The organism is Primorskyibacter sp. S187A, from assembly GCF_049800955.1.
In the GTDB taxonomy this organism is placed as follows: domain Bacteria; phylum Pseudomonadota; class Alphaproteobacteria; order Rhodobacterales; family Rhodobacteraceae; genus JAKVBH01.
In genome coordinates this window covers 78,999-95,751 of the sequence record NZ_JBNAGA010000003.1, presented here as the reverse complement: position 1 = coordinate 95,751, position 16,753 = coordinate 78,999, and the positions used below count along the sequence as shown (strand labels likewise).

Annotated in this window: 13 protein-coding genes; 7 read left to right on the top strand and 6 right to left on the bottom strand. The window is 60.7% G+C overall.

The genetic code is table 11. From position 1 onward, the window contains the following. Positions 1-229 precede the first annotated feature (229 nt). Entirely contained in the window at positions 230-997 is a 768-nt protein-coding gene (locus ACP15S_RS17780) for a DeoR/GlpR family DNA-binding transcription regulator (RefSeq protein ID WP_425041014.1), read from the top strand. A 15-nt stretch (positions 998-1,012) separates the two neighbouring features. Here the strand turns inward: ACP15S_RS17780 and folD are convergent, their stop codons facing one another. The 3 genes from folD to ACP15S_RS17765 all read right to left on the bottom strand — a co-directional run bounded on the left by folD (position 1,013) and on the right by ACP15S_RS17765 (position 4,528). Next, on the bottom strand, positions 1,013-1,912 hold the full coding sequence (folD, locus tag ACP15S_RS17775; protein WP_425040935.1) for a bifunctional methylenetetrahydrofolate dehydrogenase/methenyltetrahydrofolate cyclohydrolase FolD: 900 nt from the start codon (positions 1,910-1,912) through the stop codon (positions 1,013-1,015). 174 nt (positions 1,913-2,086) lie between these two features. Continuing rightward, positions 2,087-3,763 (bottom strand): formate--tetrahydrofolate ligase, encoded by a 1,677-nt coding sequence (locus tag ACP15S_RS17770; RefSeq protein WP_425041013.1) that lies wholly within the window; start codon positions 3,761-3,763, stop codon positions 2,087-2,089. 186 nt (positions 3,764-3,949) lie between these two features. After that, positions 3,950-4,528 carry an MOSC domain-containing protein gene (locus tag ACP15S_RS17765; RefSeq protein ID WP_425041012.1) on the bottom strand — a complete coding sequence of 193 codons (579 nt, stop codon included), beginning with the start codon at positions 4,526-4,528 and terminating at the stop codon, positions 3,950-3,952. 154 nt (positions 4,529-4,682) lie between these two features. Between ACP15S_RS17765 and ACP15S_RS17760 the strand changes: the two genes are divergently transcribed. Continuing rightward, positions 4,683-5,630 (top strand): hypothetical protein, encoded by a 948-nt coding sequence (locus tag ACP15S_RS17760; protein ID WP_425041011.1) that lies wholly within the window; start codon positions 4,683-4,685, stop codon positions 5,628-5,630. 75 nt (positions 5,631-5,705) lie between these two features. Here the strand turns inward: ACP15S_RS17760 and ftsH are convergent, their stop codons facing one another. The 3 genes from ftsH to ACP15S_RS17745 form a co-directional block, all read right to left on the bottom strand. Then, on the bottom strand, positions 5,706-7,631 hold the full coding sequence (gene ftsH, locus ACP15S_RS17755; protein WP_425041010.1) for an ATP-dependent zinc metalloprotease FtsH: 1,926 nt from the start codon (positions 7,629-7,631) through the stop codon (positions 5,706-5,708). An 85-nt stretch (positions 7,632-7,716) separates the two neighbouring features. Next, positions 7,717-9,108, bottom strand: a complete 1,392-nt coding sequence (gene tilS, locus ACP15S_RS17750; RefSeq protein WP_425041009.1) for a tRNA lysidine(34) synthetase TilS — start codon at positions 9,106-9,108, stop codon at positions 7,717-7,719. A gap of 15 nt (positions 9,109-9,123) precedes the next feature. Then, positions 9,124-9,729: a flavin reductase family protein gene (locus ACP15S_RS17745; RefSeq protein WP_425041008.1), complete on the bottom strand. Its 606-nt coding sequence runs from the start codon at positions 9,727-9,729 to the stop codon at positions 9,124-9,126. Between the two features lie 86 nt (positions 9,730-9,815). Between ACP15S_RS17745 and ACP15S_RS17740 the strand changes: the two genes are divergently transcribed. From ACP15S_RS17740 to ACP15S_RS17720, 5 genes are all read left to right on the top strand, one after another. Beyond that, positions 9,816-10,307 (top strand): GNAT family N-acetyltransferase, encoded by a 492-nt coding sequence (locus ACP15S_RS17740; RefSeq protein ID WP_425041007.1) that lies wholly within the window; start codon positions 9,816-9,818, stop codon positions 10,305-10,307. A gap of 72 nt (positions 10,308-10,379) precedes the next feature. Then, entirely contained in the window at positions 10,380-11,987 is a 1,608-nt protein-coding gene (locus ACP15S_RS17735) for a carboxyl transferase domain-containing protein (protein ID WP_425041006.1), read from the top strand. A 5-nt stretch (positions 11,988-11,992) separates the two neighbouring features. Next, complete coding sequence (locus tag ACP15S_RS17730; protein WP_425041005.1) at positions 11,993-13,933, top strand: biotin carboxylase N-terminal domain-containing protein; 1,941 nt, start codon at positions 11,993-11,995, stop codon at positions 13,931-13,933. 268 nt (positions 13,934-14,201) lie between these two features. After that, the gene (locus tag ACP15S_RS17725) at positions 14,202-15,236 is read left to right on the top strand and encodes a LacI family DNA-binding transcriptional regulator (protein ID WP_425041004.1); all 1,035 of its coding nucleotides are present in this window, start codon (positions 14,202-14,204) and stop codon (positions 15,234-15,236) included. A 117-nt stretch (positions 15,237-15,353) separates the two neighbouring features. Next, positions 15,354-16,670: an ABC transporter substrate-binding protein gene (locus ACP15S_RS17720; RefSeq protein ID WP_425041003.1), complete on the top strand. Its 1,317-nt coding sequence runs from the start codon at positions 15,354-15,356 to the stop codon at positions 16,668-16,670. The last annotated feature ends 83 nt before the right edge of the window (positions 16,671-16,753 follow it).

Here is a 16,753-nt window from a genome sequence, read left to right as displayed (position 1 = left end):
CGGCAGGGCGTCGCGATGCCCGCTATATCATGAGCGGGTCCGCCCTCGCGCTCCATGATTCATGTCAAGCATATCAAAGAGATGTGTCAGGCCCGTGCTGGCGTCATGGGGCGGCCTCTGACCCAGCCTCGGCTCCAGCTTTCGCCCGGTTCTGCCTGCCCAGGCCCTTGTCAGCAGGCTTTGCGCTCGCCGTCCCAAACACTATGCTACGACCAAAATGGGAGAGCCAATGGGACAAACGCTGCGCAAGCCCGAAATCATCGAAATCGCCCGACGCGAAGGCAAGGTCACTGTTGAGCGATTGGTCGCGTATTTCGGTGTCACCCCGCAGACGATCCGGCGAGATCTCACGGAACTGTCGGAAGATGGCCAGCTGGAACGTGTGCACGGCGGCGCCGTCCTGCCCTCGACGACGATGAACATCGACTACATCGAGCGCCAGCAACTCAACCAATCATCGAAGCTGGCGATCGCGCGCGAATGCGTCAGACATATCCCGAACGATTGCTCGCTGTTTCTCAATATCGGCACGACCACTGAAGCCGTCGCCGCAGAACTGCACAGCCATACCGGGCTTCTGGTGGTGACAAACAATCTCAATATCGCCAATCGTCTGGGGCAGAACCCGAATGTCGAGGTTGCCGTCACAGGCGGGAACCTGCGCGCCGGGGACGGTGGCCTCGTCGGGCCAATAGCGCGCGAAGCCATTTCCCGATTTCGCTTTGATTTTGCCGTGATCGGTTGCTCGGCTCTTCATCCGCGTGGCGATATCCTCGATTTCGACATGCGGGAAGTGGGCGTCAGCCAGGCAATCATTGAGCGAAGCGACAAGGTCCTGCTCGTCGCGGATCATTCCAAGTTTGAGCGCAAAGCGCCCATCAAGATCGCAACCATGGGAGAGATCGACACATTCGTGACCAATCAGCTTCCGCCGTCCCTTTGCCGTGAGACCTGCGCGGCCTCAGACACGCAGGTTATTGTCACAGAAAACAGCTGAGGCAAAGGGCCTCCCTTACGCGGTTAGTCCTTTGGGTTCTGTGAGTTTGTTGGCGCGGCAGCAAGCGGTGAGTGTGTTTGCGAGCAGGCAGGCGATGGTCATGGGGCCGACGCCGCCGGGCACGGGGGTCACGGCGGCGGCGACCTGCGTGGCCTCGGCGTAGTCCACATCGCCCAGAAGCTTGCTCTTGCCCGGCTTGTCGGGATGCGGGATGCGCGTGATGCCCACGTCAATGACCGTGGCGCCGGGCTTGATCCAATCCCCCTTGACCATCTCCGCGCGCCCCACGGCCGCCACGAGGATATCCGCCCGCCGCGCCACAGCCGGCAGATCCGCCGTGCGCGAATGCGCGATCGTGACCGTGCAATTCTCCTGCAACAATAGCTGCCCCATCGGCTTGCCAAAGAGGTTCGAGCGGCCAATCACAACCGCCTCCTTGCCCGACATATCCCCCAGCTGATCGCGCAAGAGCATCAGACAGCCCAAAGGCGTGCAGGACACCAGCCCCGTCTCCCCCGACGCCAGCAAACCGGCATTCACCACACTCAAGCCATCCACATCCTTGGCCGGATCAATCCGCGCCACAACAGCCCGCTCATCCAGATGATCCGGCACCGGGAACTGACACAGGATCCCATGCACAGACGCATCGGCATTAAGCTGATCAATCAGCGCAAAAAGCGCCGCCTCCGGCACGTCAGCCGGCAAACGATGCTCAAAGCTCGCCATCCCCACCTCAACCGTCTGCTTGTGCTTGGCCGCCACATAGACCTCAGAGGCCGGGTCCTCTCCCACAAGGATCACCGCCAGCCCCGGCGTGATGCCATGATCCGCCTTCAAGCGCGCCACATGCGCCGCAATCTGCCCGCGCACATCCGCCGCAAACGCCTTGCCGTCAATCTTCTGAGCCGTCATTCCCACGCCTCCTCTTCATCTTGCTAAGTAAACTCCGGGGGAGCCCGTAGGGCGGGGGCAGAGCCCCCTTTTGTTGAAACGCCTGCCGTGAAGCACCCAGAGTGACGAGGGTGTGGGACTCCGAGAGTTTGGCTTTGCCAAATTCTCTCTGTCCCACTCTTTTTTAAGCTCCGCTTAAAAAAGCCCTTCTATTTGTCCATCTTCATTAAGGTGAATGTTCTCGGCCGAAGGCACACGCGGCAGACCCGGCATCGTCATGATCTCACCGCAAACCGCCACGATGAATCCTGCGCCTGCGGACAGGCGCACCTCGCGCACCGGCACCGAGAAGCCCGTCGGCGCCCCGCGCAAGCTCGGATCGGTCGAGAACGAGTACTGCGTCTTCGCCATACAGACCGGCAGATGGCCGTAACCCTGCTCCTCCCAGAGCTTGAGCTGATCGCGGATCTTCTGATCCATCAGCGCCTCGTCCGCGCGGTAGATCCGCTTGGCGATGGTGTTGATCTTCTCGGCCAGCGGCATCTCATCGGCATAGATCGGCGCGAAGTTCGCACTCCCGGCATCGGCCACCTCCGCCACTTTGCGCGCCAGATCGCTCGACCCTTCCGAGCCCAGCTCCCAGTGGCGGCTCAAGACCGCTTCCGCGCCATGATCCGCCACGAAGTCCTTGATCGCCTGCACTTCCGCATCGGTATCCGTCACGAAGTGGTTGATCGCCACGACAACCGGCACCCCGAAGCTCTTCAGGTTCTCGATGTGACGGCCCAGGTTCGGACAGCCCGCCTTGACCGCATCCACATTCTCCGCGCCAAGATCGGCCTTGGCCACGCCACCGTTCATCTTCATCGCGCGGACCGTGGCCACACAGACCACAACGCTGGGCGACAGCCCCGCCTTGCGGCACTTGATGTTCATGAACTTCTCAGCGCCCAGATCGGCCCCAAAGCCCGCTTCCGTGACCACGTAATCCGCAAGCTTCAGCGCCGTCGTGGTCGCAATCACCGAGTTGCACCCATGCGCGATATTGGCAAAGGGCCCGCCATGCACGAAGGCCGGGTTGTTCTCCAGCGTCTGCACGAGGTTGGGCTGCATCGCGTCCTTCAAGAGCACCGTCATCGCGCCCTCGGCCTTGATATCGCGGCAGAACACCGGCGAACGGTCACGGCGGTAGGCCACGATCATGTCGCCCAGACGCGTCTCGAGATCCTTGAGGTCATTGGCCAGACACAGGATCGCCATGACCTCGGAGGCCACGGTGATGTCAAAGCCCGCCTCGCGCGGGAAGCCATTGGCCACACCGCCCAAGCTGGCCGTGATCTGGCGCAGCGCGCGGTCGTTCATGTCCACAACCCGGCGCCACTGGACGCGGCGGATGTCGATCTCCTGCTCATTGCCCCAGTAGATGTGGTTGTCGAGCATCGCCGAGAGCAGCGAATGCGCCGAGGTGATCGCGTGGAAGTCGCCCGTGAAGTGGAGGTTCATCTCCTCCATCGGCACGACCTGCGCATAACCGCCGCCAGCCGCCCCGCCCTTCATCCCGAAGTTCGGACCCAGCGACGCCTCGCGGATACAGACCATGGCCTTCTTGCCAATCGCGTTCAGACCATCGCCCAGACCCACCGTCGTCGTCGTCTTGCCCTCACCCGCAGGCGTCGGGTTGATCGCCGTCACCAGGATCAACTTGCCGTCCTCACGGCTCTTGGTCGAATTGATAAACGCCTGGCTCACCTTCGCCTTGTCATGCCCATAGGGCAACAAATGCTCGGACGGGATGCCCAACCTGTCCCCAATCTCCTGAATAGGCCGCTTAGACGCTTCGCGCGCTATCTCAATATCACTCTTGTAAGACATGTCCCTGTGCTCCCTGGCAGATCTTTGTTGGTCACGATCCTAGCGCCAAGGGAGGCTGGCCGGACACCGTTTCCGACCTTTTCTTTGTCCTGAGCGGCGACACGGCGCGGGCATTTCCATCATCGGAAACCTCTGGGCGTCATCCTGCACAGAGGTTTCCGCCCGTGGCTCCCACGACCCCAAACGTCAGGGCGCCCACGCGGGCTGGTCCGGAATATGCAGGCGCAGCTGGTCTCCGATCCGCAACCGCCCGGGACGTTCGACACTTGCCGTAACACCCCGCCTGCCCTTCGCGGCCGCTTTGAATGCGGGCCCATGCCCGGGCGCATCCTCGTCAATGACACGGCCGGGGTATATGCAGGGGCGGTTTTCCATATCAACGATCAGACAAGCGCCATCTGGTGCCTGCAGGCGAGACGATGGCGGCACATGTGTAAAGTCTGGAATGCCCCGCACCACAAGGCTCGCGCCGAGCCACGCAGGGTCAATATGTTCCAAGCTCATCTCTGCCGCGACCAACGACAGCTCCTCTTCCGACAGGATGGACACTTGGCGCACATTTCGGATTTCCGTGCCTTTGACATGTTGCGCGGTCACTCGTGAACAGGATGGACGCGTGAGGCCACCATGGCACTCGCCCGCTATGCCCTCAAAGGTCAGCTCCGCCTCCTGCAAGCGCTCGGCGCGCAGCGTAGCGTCGCTGTCTGCGACACGGCCCAACCATACGATCTCGGCCACGTAGTCTGTTGGTTTCAATGCCGGCATGCGCGCGCGCTCCTCTTTGTTGTCGCGTCACCGCCTAACACGCCAGTGGACGTCTTGCCACGGTCCGGAGGCTCGTTAACCTTTGCCATATTTAAAACAACTTGTTGCTGCTACACATGGGCAGACGCAACCCAAACGAGAAGGTGCGATGACCATGATCTTAGAGCGTGCAGAACAATCCGACGTATTTGCCTCCGACAAGTGGCCTGCCACAGGCACATCGCGCCAAACGCCACTCTGGGAGCATGTCCTGAGGTTCTATGACGAGACGAAAATCTGCGCCGAGTTCAAATATGGCACGCCGGTCCCTGATACAGCGAAGCGGCAGGACTTTGCCCATGTGTCAGATGCCGATTGGCGGAGGATACAGAATTACCACATGTTCCAGCGCCTTATGCAGGCGCAGGACGTTCCACATCTCGATCTGCTGCCCCAGATGGCGCGCACCCATCTCGAGTATCACGTCGCTGCACATGTCCTGACGGATGCTGGTTTTGAAGCGCTCATGTCTTGCGGCAATCCTTTCCCGGAGGTGGATTACGCAGGCACCCGCGCGCTTTGGCTGGCAGCGCAGAACGCACCGCTCCCGCTGGTGTCAGAGGGCGAACCCGCCCTTGCAGCTTTGGCGCGTCTGCATTGGCATGTCGGCCCCATTACAGCGTACGATCTTGGCCGCAAGCGGCTTGAAGCGGGAAAGCTGACACCTGCAACACATTTCTGGCCCTTGATCACACATGCCATCACCCGCCATCGCAGCCTTTCCGACGGGGCGGATCAGAGGCGCATTCCGAGCTATGGCGATCTCCTGCCTCCCGAACGTGATGCTGTGCTCTATCTGCACGCAGCGCTGTCGACGGGACAAAACATCGATGACCTGCTGGATGACCTGATGGTCGAAGCACTGGATCTCGATCAATTGGAGGCCGGAGAAGCGCTTGCTCTCTGCCTGCGCAGGTTTCAGCGCGAGGCCAGCAAATTGCTTACGGCCACCGCGATGCCCCATCCGCTGCCCAACGGGCCCGTTGCGGACAAGCCCGATACGGAGCTATCCCTGTGTGACGCGGCGCTGCGCGTTGTGTTCCTGACACATGCGTTGATCTGAGTTTCCATAGCGAGAATTAAAAAAGCCCCCGAATGCGGTCTGCATCCGGGGGCTTTTGTCTGTTTTAAAGGTGCCTCAGGCAGAGGGCTCGGGCTCCATGTCCGGGTCAGATGCCTTGGGCTTGCGGGATTTGGTCTTCGGGATCGACAACACGGAGGGTTTCTCCTCAGCTTTCTCTCCGGCGCCATCATCGTCATCACCATCAACGGTGGGAGGTTCACCATTCATGACGCGCTTGATCTCTTCGCCGGTCAGCGTCTCATATTCCAACAAGCCTTGCGCCAGGCGTTCCCATTCCTCGTATTTCTCGGTCAGGATCTGATGCGCGCGCTCATAGGCCTCTTCGATGAAGCGTTTCACTTCTTCTTCGATGAGTTCCTTGGTGTGCGCTGATACAGACAAGCCTGCCGTATTGCCGGAATAACCTTCCGCCGCCTCGCGGTAATCGATGTTGCCGACCTTGTCCGACATGCCCCATTGCAAGACCATGGCACGCGCCAAGGCGGAAGCCTGCTGAATGTCACCGGCAGGCCCGTTGGACACATTGTCCGGGCCATACTTGATGATCTCAGCGGCTTTCCCGGCCATCGTCATGGCAAGTTTTTCTTCGCATTCAGAGCGATGCCAGTTCAGACGATCAATCTCGGGCAGCGAGACAACCATACCCAGCGCACCGCCGCGCGGGATAATCGTGGCTTTGTAGACCGGATCACATTGCGGCAACGCCAGACCAACAACGGCGTGGCCCGCCTCATGATACGCTGTCTTCTCTTTCTGATCATCGGTGAGCACCATGGAGCGGCGTTCCGCGCCCATCATGACCTTGTCCTTGGCCTGCTCGAAATCCTCCATCGTGACAAACCTGCGGCCCACGCGCGCGGCCATCAGAGCGGCCTCGTTCACGAGGTTGGCCAGATCGGCACCGGAGAAGCCCGGCGTACCACGCGCGATGATGCGCATATCGGCATCGGGGCCCAGAGGGATCTTGCGGGCATGGACGCCCAGGATCTTCTCGCGGCCCTTGATGTCGGGGTTGGGCACCGTGACCTGACGGTCAAAGCGGCCCGGACGCAGCAGCGCGGGGTCAAGTACGTCACGACGGTTGGTCGCGGCGACGATGATGACACCTTCATTGGCCTCAAAGCCATCCATCTCCACGAGGAGCTGGTTGAGCGTTTGTTCACGCTCGTCATTACCACCGCCGTAGCCCGCACCACGGGCCCGGCCCACGGCGTCGATCTCGTCGATGAAGACGATGCATGGCGCGTTTTTCTTGGCCTGCTCGAACATGTCCCGGACACGGCTCGCGCCAACACCCACGAACATCTCCACGAAGTCAGAACCCGAGATGGTGAAGAAGGGCACGCCCGCCTCGCCCGCAATCGCCCGCGCAAGAAGCGTTTTACCCGTACCCGGAGGGCCCACGAGAAGCGCGCCCTTGGGGATCTTGCCGCCAAGGCGGGAGAATTTCTGCGGATTGCGCAGGAATTCCACGATCTCTTCGAGCTCTTCCTTGGCCTCGTCGATGCCTGCGACATCGTCAAAGGTCACGCGGCCATGCTTTTCGGTCAGCATCTTGGCCTTGGATTTGCCAAAGCCCATGGCCCCGCCTTTGCCGCCGCCCTGCATGCGGTTCATGAAATAAATCCACACACCAATCAGCAGCAGGAAGGGCAGAAGGCTCAGGATGAAGGCCGAAAAACCGCTTTGTTGCTGGGGCTCGGCGCGCACCGCCACGTTGTTTTGCATCAACAACTCGGTCGGCGCCGCATCCTCGGGACGGATCGTCACATAGTCATTGCCATCGGCGCTGCGGAAGCGGATTTGCTCACCATCCAGCGTGACCTCATTCACCGCGCCACCGTCGACCATCTCGACGAATTGGGAGTACGAAATCTCACGGCTTTGCAGCGTATTGCCGCCGCCAGAAAACACATTGAAAAGCGCCAGGATCAGTAAAAACAACACGACCCAAAAGGCGACGTTACGCAGATTGCCCAAGGAAACTCTCCTGTCAGCGGGGTGGGTGGCAGGCACAAAGCGCCTGCATGGCTTGTCATGTAAGATAGACAGGTGAACGCAAGGTTCAATGCGAAAGAAGGAACTTCGCGAAACTCATCATCTCATTGCCCATGGGCCGGAGGCGTGTTGCCCCCTGTCCAACGCCCAAAGGATCACAGGCCAAAAGCCGATCTTCGTGCCACAGCGATGGAAGCGAGCGAGCCGACGCAAAGGGCGGCGCCTCCGCGTCAAGGCGATCACGATTGATCTGCGCCCAGCCGTCTTCTCCCAAAGCCCGTATGATTGTCCCTTCTGCGCCTCGCATCTGCCACCGGCCATCCCAAAGGCTGATCCTGCCGCCCGGCTCGCATACGATATTTTGAGCCTTCAGGGCGGCATACTCCCGAAAGAGCCGGAGTTGATCCCCTTCCATATGCGCCGCACATCCATGCAAGGTTCCCTTGCCGCCGCCCAAAAGCCTGTCCAGCAAGTCTTCCAGAGGTTCTTCGCGCGGACGGTAGGCTTGAGAGGATATGTAGGACAAGGCGTAGGAGAGCAGCCGCATCTGCGTGTCGCGCTCCACCGCTTCAAACCCGGTCCTGTCCAGCAGGAGTTCGCCCGTGGGCCAGCGCCCTGACCGCCCCTCCCGCCCGATTTGCGTCCATATGGAAACGGCGCGCGCTTTCAGTGCGTCTGCTGCACGCCGCATATGACGTGCGGCACCAACCAGCGCCGCGCGGGACAAGCCCCCGGCCTCCAGTGCGGGCAGGATCTCGCGCATGCGCACCCGGTCAAATCGGGGGTCAGCATTGGATGGATCTTCCACCCAAGGCACCTGAAGGGTCCGGGCGTAATGGCGGAGCTCTTGCCGAGTCATGTCGAGGCAGGGGCGGTGCAACATGTACCGCGCAGGGCGGATCATCGTCCCCTTGCCGGATTCGAACTGTTGCGGAAGATCACCTTCATAGAGCTCACGCGTCAAACGCGCGCCGCCTTTGAGGTCAATAACCCGGGCGCGTTGCATCTCTGAGAGCCCCTCAACCCCGGCCTGCCGCGCAAGGCGCATGAGAAACGTCTCGGCGACATCATCGGCAGTATGGGCAAAGAGCACATGCTCGAGGAGGCCACGCCATTGATCAATCAACGCCAATCGCGCGGCACGAGCCCGGGCCTGGACGTTGCCTTGCTCATCCCAGTGCCACTTCAAGATACAGTGCTTGTGCCCCAGTGACCGCACTTCGCGCGCCACCATCGCCGCCTCATTGGCACTCTCTGGGCGCAAACCGTGATCCACCGTAACGACCCAGAGCCTGACACCCCAGACACGCGCCCAATTATGCGCCAGCGCGAGCATCGCCATGCTATCGCCACCCCCGGAGACCGCGAGGCCGATATCTGTCGGGAAGTCAGGCCCCAGGAGCTGTCCCATCGCATCGGCGAAGCGTTGATCCAGCGTCTTGTGGGGTCGATCACTCACGGCGAAGCCAGCCGCTTATTCGCCTGGGCGCTTGAGCTCGAAGACATTCTCGACAATCGCGTAGTCCCGGTAGCCAAGACGCGAGAGCGGCTGGAACGTTGTGACATCGAAGCGACCATCGACGATACAATCTTCGCGCATGTGCACGCCCACCACCTCACCAAAAACGGCAAAATTCGCCTCCCCGGGCAGTTGCACGATCTGGGTCAGCTTGCATTCGAGCGACGCAGGCGCGCCCGCGACGCGAGAGCACGCAATCGTCTCACATTCGGCCCGCTCAATCTCTGCCTTGGCAAATTCATCCACCTCGCGCTCCCAGGGTCCCGAAGAGATATTCATCACATCGCGCATCGCCTGCTCGACAATATTGACGCAGAAGACGCCCGTTTCGCGGATATTGGCGACGCTGTCCTTGGTCCCATCCCGGTCAGGTTTGGCGGATGTTGAGGCAAACAGGACCTGCGGCGGGACATAGGCCACCGCATTGAAGAACGAATACGGCGCAAGATTGTCCTGACCATCCGCTCCCCGCGTCGCGATCCAGCCGATGGGGCGCGGCGCAACAATGGCGTTGAAGGGGTTATGGGGCAGGCCATGGCCGTCTTCCGGGCGATAGAACATCAGCGCTCACTCCTCCTTGGATTGCCCGTCCCCTAGCGCCGTGCTACGCGCGATGCCAGCAAAAAGACCATTCGCCGGACGCAGCCTTGTATCATTTGCGCCAGGAAACGCCCGAAGACTGGTGGGCGGTAGAAGATCTCTATGACCTGTGCTTCGCGCCGGGGCGTGAGGCGCTTTCATCCTACAGGCTACGCGATGATGTGCCGCCTGTGGCTGAGCTGTCTACCGTTGCGGTCGATGAGGACAACATCATCGGCGGCGCGATCCGCTTCTGGCCTGTGCGTGTGTCTGACAAAGCAGCCCTTCTGCTCGGCCCCGTCGCCGTGCACCCCACACGTCAGGGCGAAGGTTTGGGCGGCGCACTCATTCGCGACACGACGGCGCGGGCTTTGGAACAGGGGTGGGACCGCATCCTGCTCGTGGGTGATGCGCCCTATTATGGCAAGTTTGGTTTTGCCCATCTGCCTGACATTGTCATGCCGCCGCCCACGAACCCGGCCCGTGTTCTGGGGCTGGGCGACTGGGCGGACCTGTCCGGGCGGGTCAAGAAGTGGCGCGGGCCTGACGGCATGCCGTAAACCCACAAGAAACTGGACTCAACGCGCGCGCCCATGCCATAAATGAACAAGCGTTCATTAAAAGGGTTCGTGATGCCCCAGTTGCAAAGCCAGATTTCGCCACGCTCAGAGGCTTTTGCCGAAAACGCCCGCGCCATGCAGGCGCAGTTGGACGCTGTCAGTCAGGCCGCTGAACGCGCCATGGCCGGGGGCACACAAGCCTCCCGGGACCGTCACGTCTCCCGCGGCAAGATGTTGCCCCGGGCCCGCGTCGAGAACCTGCTCGACCCGGGCTCGGCCTTCCTCGAAATCGGGCTTTTCGCGGCGCATGATCTCTACGGCGGCGACATCGCTGCGGCAGGCGCCATCGCCGGGATCGGCAAGGTCTGCGGGCGCGACGTGATGGTCCTCGCCAATGACGCCACCGTCAAAGGCGGCACCTATTTTCCGCTGACCGTCAAAAAGCACCTGCGGGCGCAGGAGATTGCGGCAGAGAACCACCTGCCCTGCATCTATTTGGTCGATAGCGGCGGGGCGAACCTGCCCAATCAGGACGAGGTCTTCCCTGACCGCGACCATTTCGGGCGTATCTTCTTCAATCAAGCGCAAATGAGCGCAGCGGGCATCCCGCAGATCGCTGTAGTGATGGGCTCCTGCACCGCGGGCGGGGCCTATATTCCCGCGATGTCCGATGAGACCGTGATCGTGCGCAATCAGGGCACCATCTTTCTCGCAGGTCCGCCTCTGGTGAAGGCTGCGACTGGGGAAGACGTGAGCGCAGAGGAACTGGGCGGCGGCGATTTGCACACGCGCCTCTCCGGCGTGGCTGACCATCTGGCCGAAGACGACGCCCACGCGCTGGCCATCACCCGCGATATCGTGCGCCACCTTGGCCCACGCAAAGGCGCGCATATAGACTTGGCCCCACCCGAGGACCCGGCATTTGATCCCGCCGAAATCATGGGGATCATCCCTGCGGACCCGAAAATCCCCTATGATATCCGCGAGGTCATCGCGCGGCTGGTCGACGGGTCGCGGTTCGATGAATTCAAGAAACGCTTTGGCGAGACGCTGGTCTGCGGCTTTGCCCATGTGCGGGGCTGCCCCGTGGGCCTCATCGCCAACAACGGCGTGCTCTTCTCGGACAGCGCCCAGAAAGGCGCGCATTTTGTCGAGCTCTGCTCGCAACGCCGGATCCCGCTGGTCTTTTTGCAAAACATCACAGGCTTCATGGTGGGCCGCGCGGCGGAAGCGGGCGGCATTGCGCGCCATGGCGCGAAACTGGTCACGGCCGTGTCCACCACCTCAGTCCCCAAGATCACTCTGCTGGTGGGAGGCTCCTACGGCGCGGGCAATTATGGCATGGCGGGGCGGGCCTATTCCCCGCGGTTCCTGTGGACCTGGCCCAACAGCCGCATTGCGGTCATGGGGGGCGAGCAGGCGGCCTCCACCCTCGCCATCGTGAAACGCGCCGGGCTGGAGCGGAGGGGCGAGACTTGGAGTTCCGAGGAAGAAGAGGCCTTCAAACGCCCGACGCAGGAGCTCTTCGAGCGCCAGTCGCATCCGCTCTATGCTTCCGCCCGGCTCTGGGACGACGGGATCATTGATCCCACCAAAACCCGCGATGTGCTGGCCCTGTCGCTGCAAGCCGCGCTCAATGCGCCCATAGACGAGACCCGCTTCGGTCTCTTCAGGATGTGATGCTCATGATCCGGAAACTCCTCATCGCCAATCGGGGCGAAATTGCCGTACGGATCGTACGGACCTGTCGTACGCTCGGGATTGCAACCGTCGCTGTCTATTCCGATGCGGACGAACGGGCGCTGCATGTCGAGCGCGCCGATGAAGCGGTGCGGATCGGGCCTGCACCTGTCTCAGAGAGCTATCTAAAGGTCGACGCCATTCTGGACGCGGCCAAAGCCACAGGCGCGGATGCGATCCATCCGGGCTATGGCTTCCTGTCGGAAAATCCTGACTTCGTGGAGGCCGTCGAAGCCGCCGGTCTGATCTTCATTGGCCCCACCGCCTGGGCGATCCGGGCCATGGGCCTCAAGGACAAGGCCAAGGCATTGATGGAAAAAGCCGGTGTGCCGGTCGTGCCGGGATACCACGGCACCGCGCAAGATGCGGGCACCTTGGCGCGGGAGGCCCGACGCATCGGCTATCCCGTCCTGATCAAGGCCCGCGCGGGCGGTGGCGGCAAGGGCATGCGTTTGGTTGAACGCCCGGAGGATTTCGGAGCTGCGCTGGAGGGGGCACAGCGGGAGGGGGCCGCAAGCTTTGGGGACCCCGTCTGCCTGATCGAGAAATTCATCACGGCGCCGCGCCATATCGAAATCCAGATCTTCGGCGATGCCGATGGCAATGTGGTCCATCTGTTTGAGCGCGATTGCTCGCTCCAGCGTCGCCACCAGAAGGTCATCGAAGAAGCGCCAGCGCCGGGCATGACGGATGAGGTCCGCGCGGCCATGGGGGCTGCTGCCGTGGCTGCGGCAAAAGCTGTCGACTACCGCGGCGCCGGAACTGTTGAATTCATTGCCGATGGCTCTGGCCCGCTGCGCACGGATGGCTTTTGGTTCATGGAAATGAACACGCGCCTGCAAGTGGAGCATCCCGTCACAGAAGCCATAACCGGGGTTGATCTGGTGGCCCTGCAATTTAGCGTGGCGCAAGGCGCGCCCCTGCCCTTTGCGCAGGAAGAGCTCTCCATCACAGGCCATGCCTTTGAAGCGCGGCTCTATGCGGAAGATGTGCCCGCGGGATTTTTGCCCGCGACAGGCCAGCTCGCACATCTGTCCTTTGGCGAGGCGCGCATCGATACCGGCGTGCGCACCGGGGATAGTGTTTCCCCGTTCTACGACCCGATGATCGCCAAGATCATTTGCCACGGTCCTGATCGCCCTGCCGCACTGCGCCAGCTGGAACGCGCGCTGGAAGAGACACAGGTCGTAGGCTGTACGACAAACCGCCGCTTCCTGCAAAAGCTCGCACAGAACGCTGCGTTTGGCGCGGGTCATGTCGATACAGGACTTATAGAGCGCCATGCTGAAACGCTTGTCCCTGCGTCAGAGACATCCAATCTGGCGCTTGTCCTTGCGGCTTTGGCTTATGCGCAACCCCAAAAACCAGATGACATAGCGGGCTTTCGCCACTTTGGTCCGGCGCGGCGCGATGTGTCCTTTGCGGAGCCCAGCGTCACGATTTCACTGGCGCAGGACCCATCTGGCACGGTGACGGCCAACTTGCCCGAGGGCGAAATCGTTCTGGAAAACGTGACCTTGGACGGGACGCAGGTCAGATTCACACACGACACGGCCCGAAAGAGCGCCTTCATCTTGCGGCATCAAGACACCCTCTTTTTGCAATACGAGGCGGAGGAGTTTGTCTTTCAACATCTGGTTCCCGGCGCATCCGCGCTCGAAAGCGCGTCAGACAGTGTGACGTCCCCCATGCCCGGCCGCATCATCAAGTTGGACGCCAAGGCGGGGCAGCAGGTGAGCAAAGGGCAGGCCCTGCTCGTGTTGGAGGCCATGAAGATGGAGCACACACTGACGGCGCCCCGAGATGGCGTTATCGCGGAGGTCAGTGTTGAAAGAGATGATCAGGTCGAGCAAGGGGCGCGCCTGATTGACCTGACCCCCGAGTAAGGCCGTCTGCCGCCTTGAGGCGCGGGACCATTTCGCTGCATAAAGCGTTGCATCTTGAAGGACGTTGCGGCTGGCCCCGTGCGTATCGCATTTGTCCTGAATGCCCAGGAACCCGTGCCTTTCAACAGCGCTGACTTCGTGGGCTTTGGAAGCATCAGGACGCGTTGCGGCGGGTCACTTAAAACTAGAGTTGATTTTTTACGCGCGATAAGAAATTCTTTACGCACGTAGCCCCGGCCCCTGCCGGAGGAAAGTGAGACCGAAGGCGATGAGCGACCCCAAGATCAAAAACATGGATGAGTTTGCTGCGGTCGTTGGCATATCGCGACCGACGCTGTCCAAGTATTTCCAGAACCCTGACAAAGTGCGTATCTCTACGCGAGAGCGCATCGAGGCGGGACTCAAGAAGTTCGACTATCGTCCAAACGTCTATGCCATCAATCAAAACCGGCAAATGACACGGAATGTCGGGATCATCGTGCCGTTTCTCGCTGATCCCTTTTTCTCGGAAATCGCGCGCCGGATTGAGCGACGGGTCATTGAGGCTGGGTATCAACCGCTCCTGATGAATTCGCATGGCGATCCCGAAACCGAGCTTGAAAACCTCAAGACGCTGCGGACCATCAAGCCAGCGGGCACATTGATCGCACCTTTGGGGCGCGTCTCCAAACGCGACGCGATCGAGGAGTATTGCGAAGACGTCGCAACGGTAGTTTTTGACAGCAATCTCAATATTGAAAGCCGCTGCTTCATTGGCTCGGACAACGTGCAATTCGTGAGGGAAACAGTGGAATACCTGTCGCGCACGGGAGAAGCGCCCTGTTTTTACGAAATGCGGACCCCGGCCAACCCGAACGCGCAAAAGCGCAGGCAAGCCTATATCGATACGATGGAACAGATGGGCCAAGAGCCGCAAATCATCCAGGTTGTCGGGGAAGGTTGGGATTTCGAGGAAATCAGCTATCGCGAAGGCCTCAATCTTCTTGATCAGCGCGCCATTCCTTCCAGCACGGTGTTGTGCAGCAACGACCGGCTGGCCATCGGGCTTTTGTCGGCGTGCTACGAAAAGGGATACCGTGTTGGCCGTGGCAATCAATGCGCCTTCCGCGTGGCTGGCATGGATGATCACCCCTTCTCGCGCTACACCTGCCCGTCGCTGACAACAATGGCGCACGACTATGATGGTGTGTCCACGCGTTCGGTCGATGCGTTGCTCGCGCTGCTGTCAGACCCTGATTCCCCGGACCATGTGCGCCAGGAGACGCTGTGTCAGGGCAAACTGATCATGCGCAGCTCTGCGTAGACCATTGTATACGCGCGCTTTTTAAAAAAGTTATCGCGCGTAAAAAAATAGTTTGACGCGCGCGCTGTTATTTCCGTATCGTTAACTCCATCACATCCTATCGAGGGAGGAACTCGGATGTATCTCAAGAACGCACTGCGTGCGGCAACAGCACTTACCCTGATCACAGCGGGCGGTGCATTTGCAGACAGCCATGCTAAAACGATCACAATCGCCACCGTGAACAACGGTGACATGATCCGGATGCAGGGCTACACCGACCAGTTCACAGAAGCGACCGGCATCAATGTCGAGTGGGTGACACTGGAAGAAAACACGCTGCGCCAGCGCGTGACAACGGACATCACCACCAAAGGTGGTCAGTTCGACATCATGACAATCGGCATGTACGAGACACCCATCTGGGGCTCCAACGGCTGGCTCGTTGCTCTGGACGATCTCTCTGAAGAGTATGACGTCGATGACATCCTGCCCGCTATGCGCAACGGTCTGTCCCACGACGGCACACTCTACGCAGCACCCTTCTACGGCGAAAGCTCCATGGTCATGTATCGCACCGACCTGATGGAGAAAGCCGGCATGGAAATGCCCGCAGCACCCACATGGCAAGAGATCCGCGCAGCAGCAGCGGCCATGGATGATCCGGAAAATGACATCAACGGTGTTTGCCTGCGCGGCAAAGCCGGTTGGGGTGAAGGCGGTGCTTTCATCACAGTCACAGGCAATTCCTTTGGCGCACGCTGGTTCGACGAAGAGTGGAATGCGCAGTTCGATCAGCCTGAATGGGCCGACGCGCTGAACTTCTATGTCAACCTGATGAACGACTATGGTCCTGAAGGTTTTGCGACAAACGGCTTCAACGAAAACCTGTCGCTCTTCAACCAGGGCAAGTGCGGCATGTGGATTGACGCCACGGTTGCGGCTTCCTTCGTCACAGGCGACGATTCCACGGTTGCTGACCACGTGGGCTTTGCTCTCGCACCCAACAACGAAGGTGTCGAAAAGCGCGCCAACTGGCTCTGGGCCTGGGCGCTTGCGATCCCTGCCGGCACACAGCAGGAAGCCGAAGCCAAGCAGTTCATCGAATGGGCCACGTCGAAAGACTACATCGAGCTCGTTGCGGCCAACGAAGGTTGGGCCAATGTACCTCCCGGCGCCCGTACGTCTCTGTACGAGAACCCCGAGTACCAGAAAGTACCCTTTGCCCAGAAGACACTGGACTCGATCAACGCAGCAGACCCGAACAACCCAACAGTTGACCCGGTTCCCTACGTTGGCATTCAGTTCGTTGCGATCCCGGAATTCGCGGGCATGGCAACTGAAGTGAGCCAGGAATTCTCCGCCGCTTACGCTGGTCAGCAGACTGTCGAAGAAGCGCTGGCGAAAGCTCAGGCGATCACCAACGAAGTTATGGAAGCCGCTGGCTACCGCTAAGCCACGCTCCTGAAACTCCAGAGGGCGGCCAAGCCGCCGCCCTCTGACCCCAAAGACCCCCCACTACATTCAAGCGTCGAGCA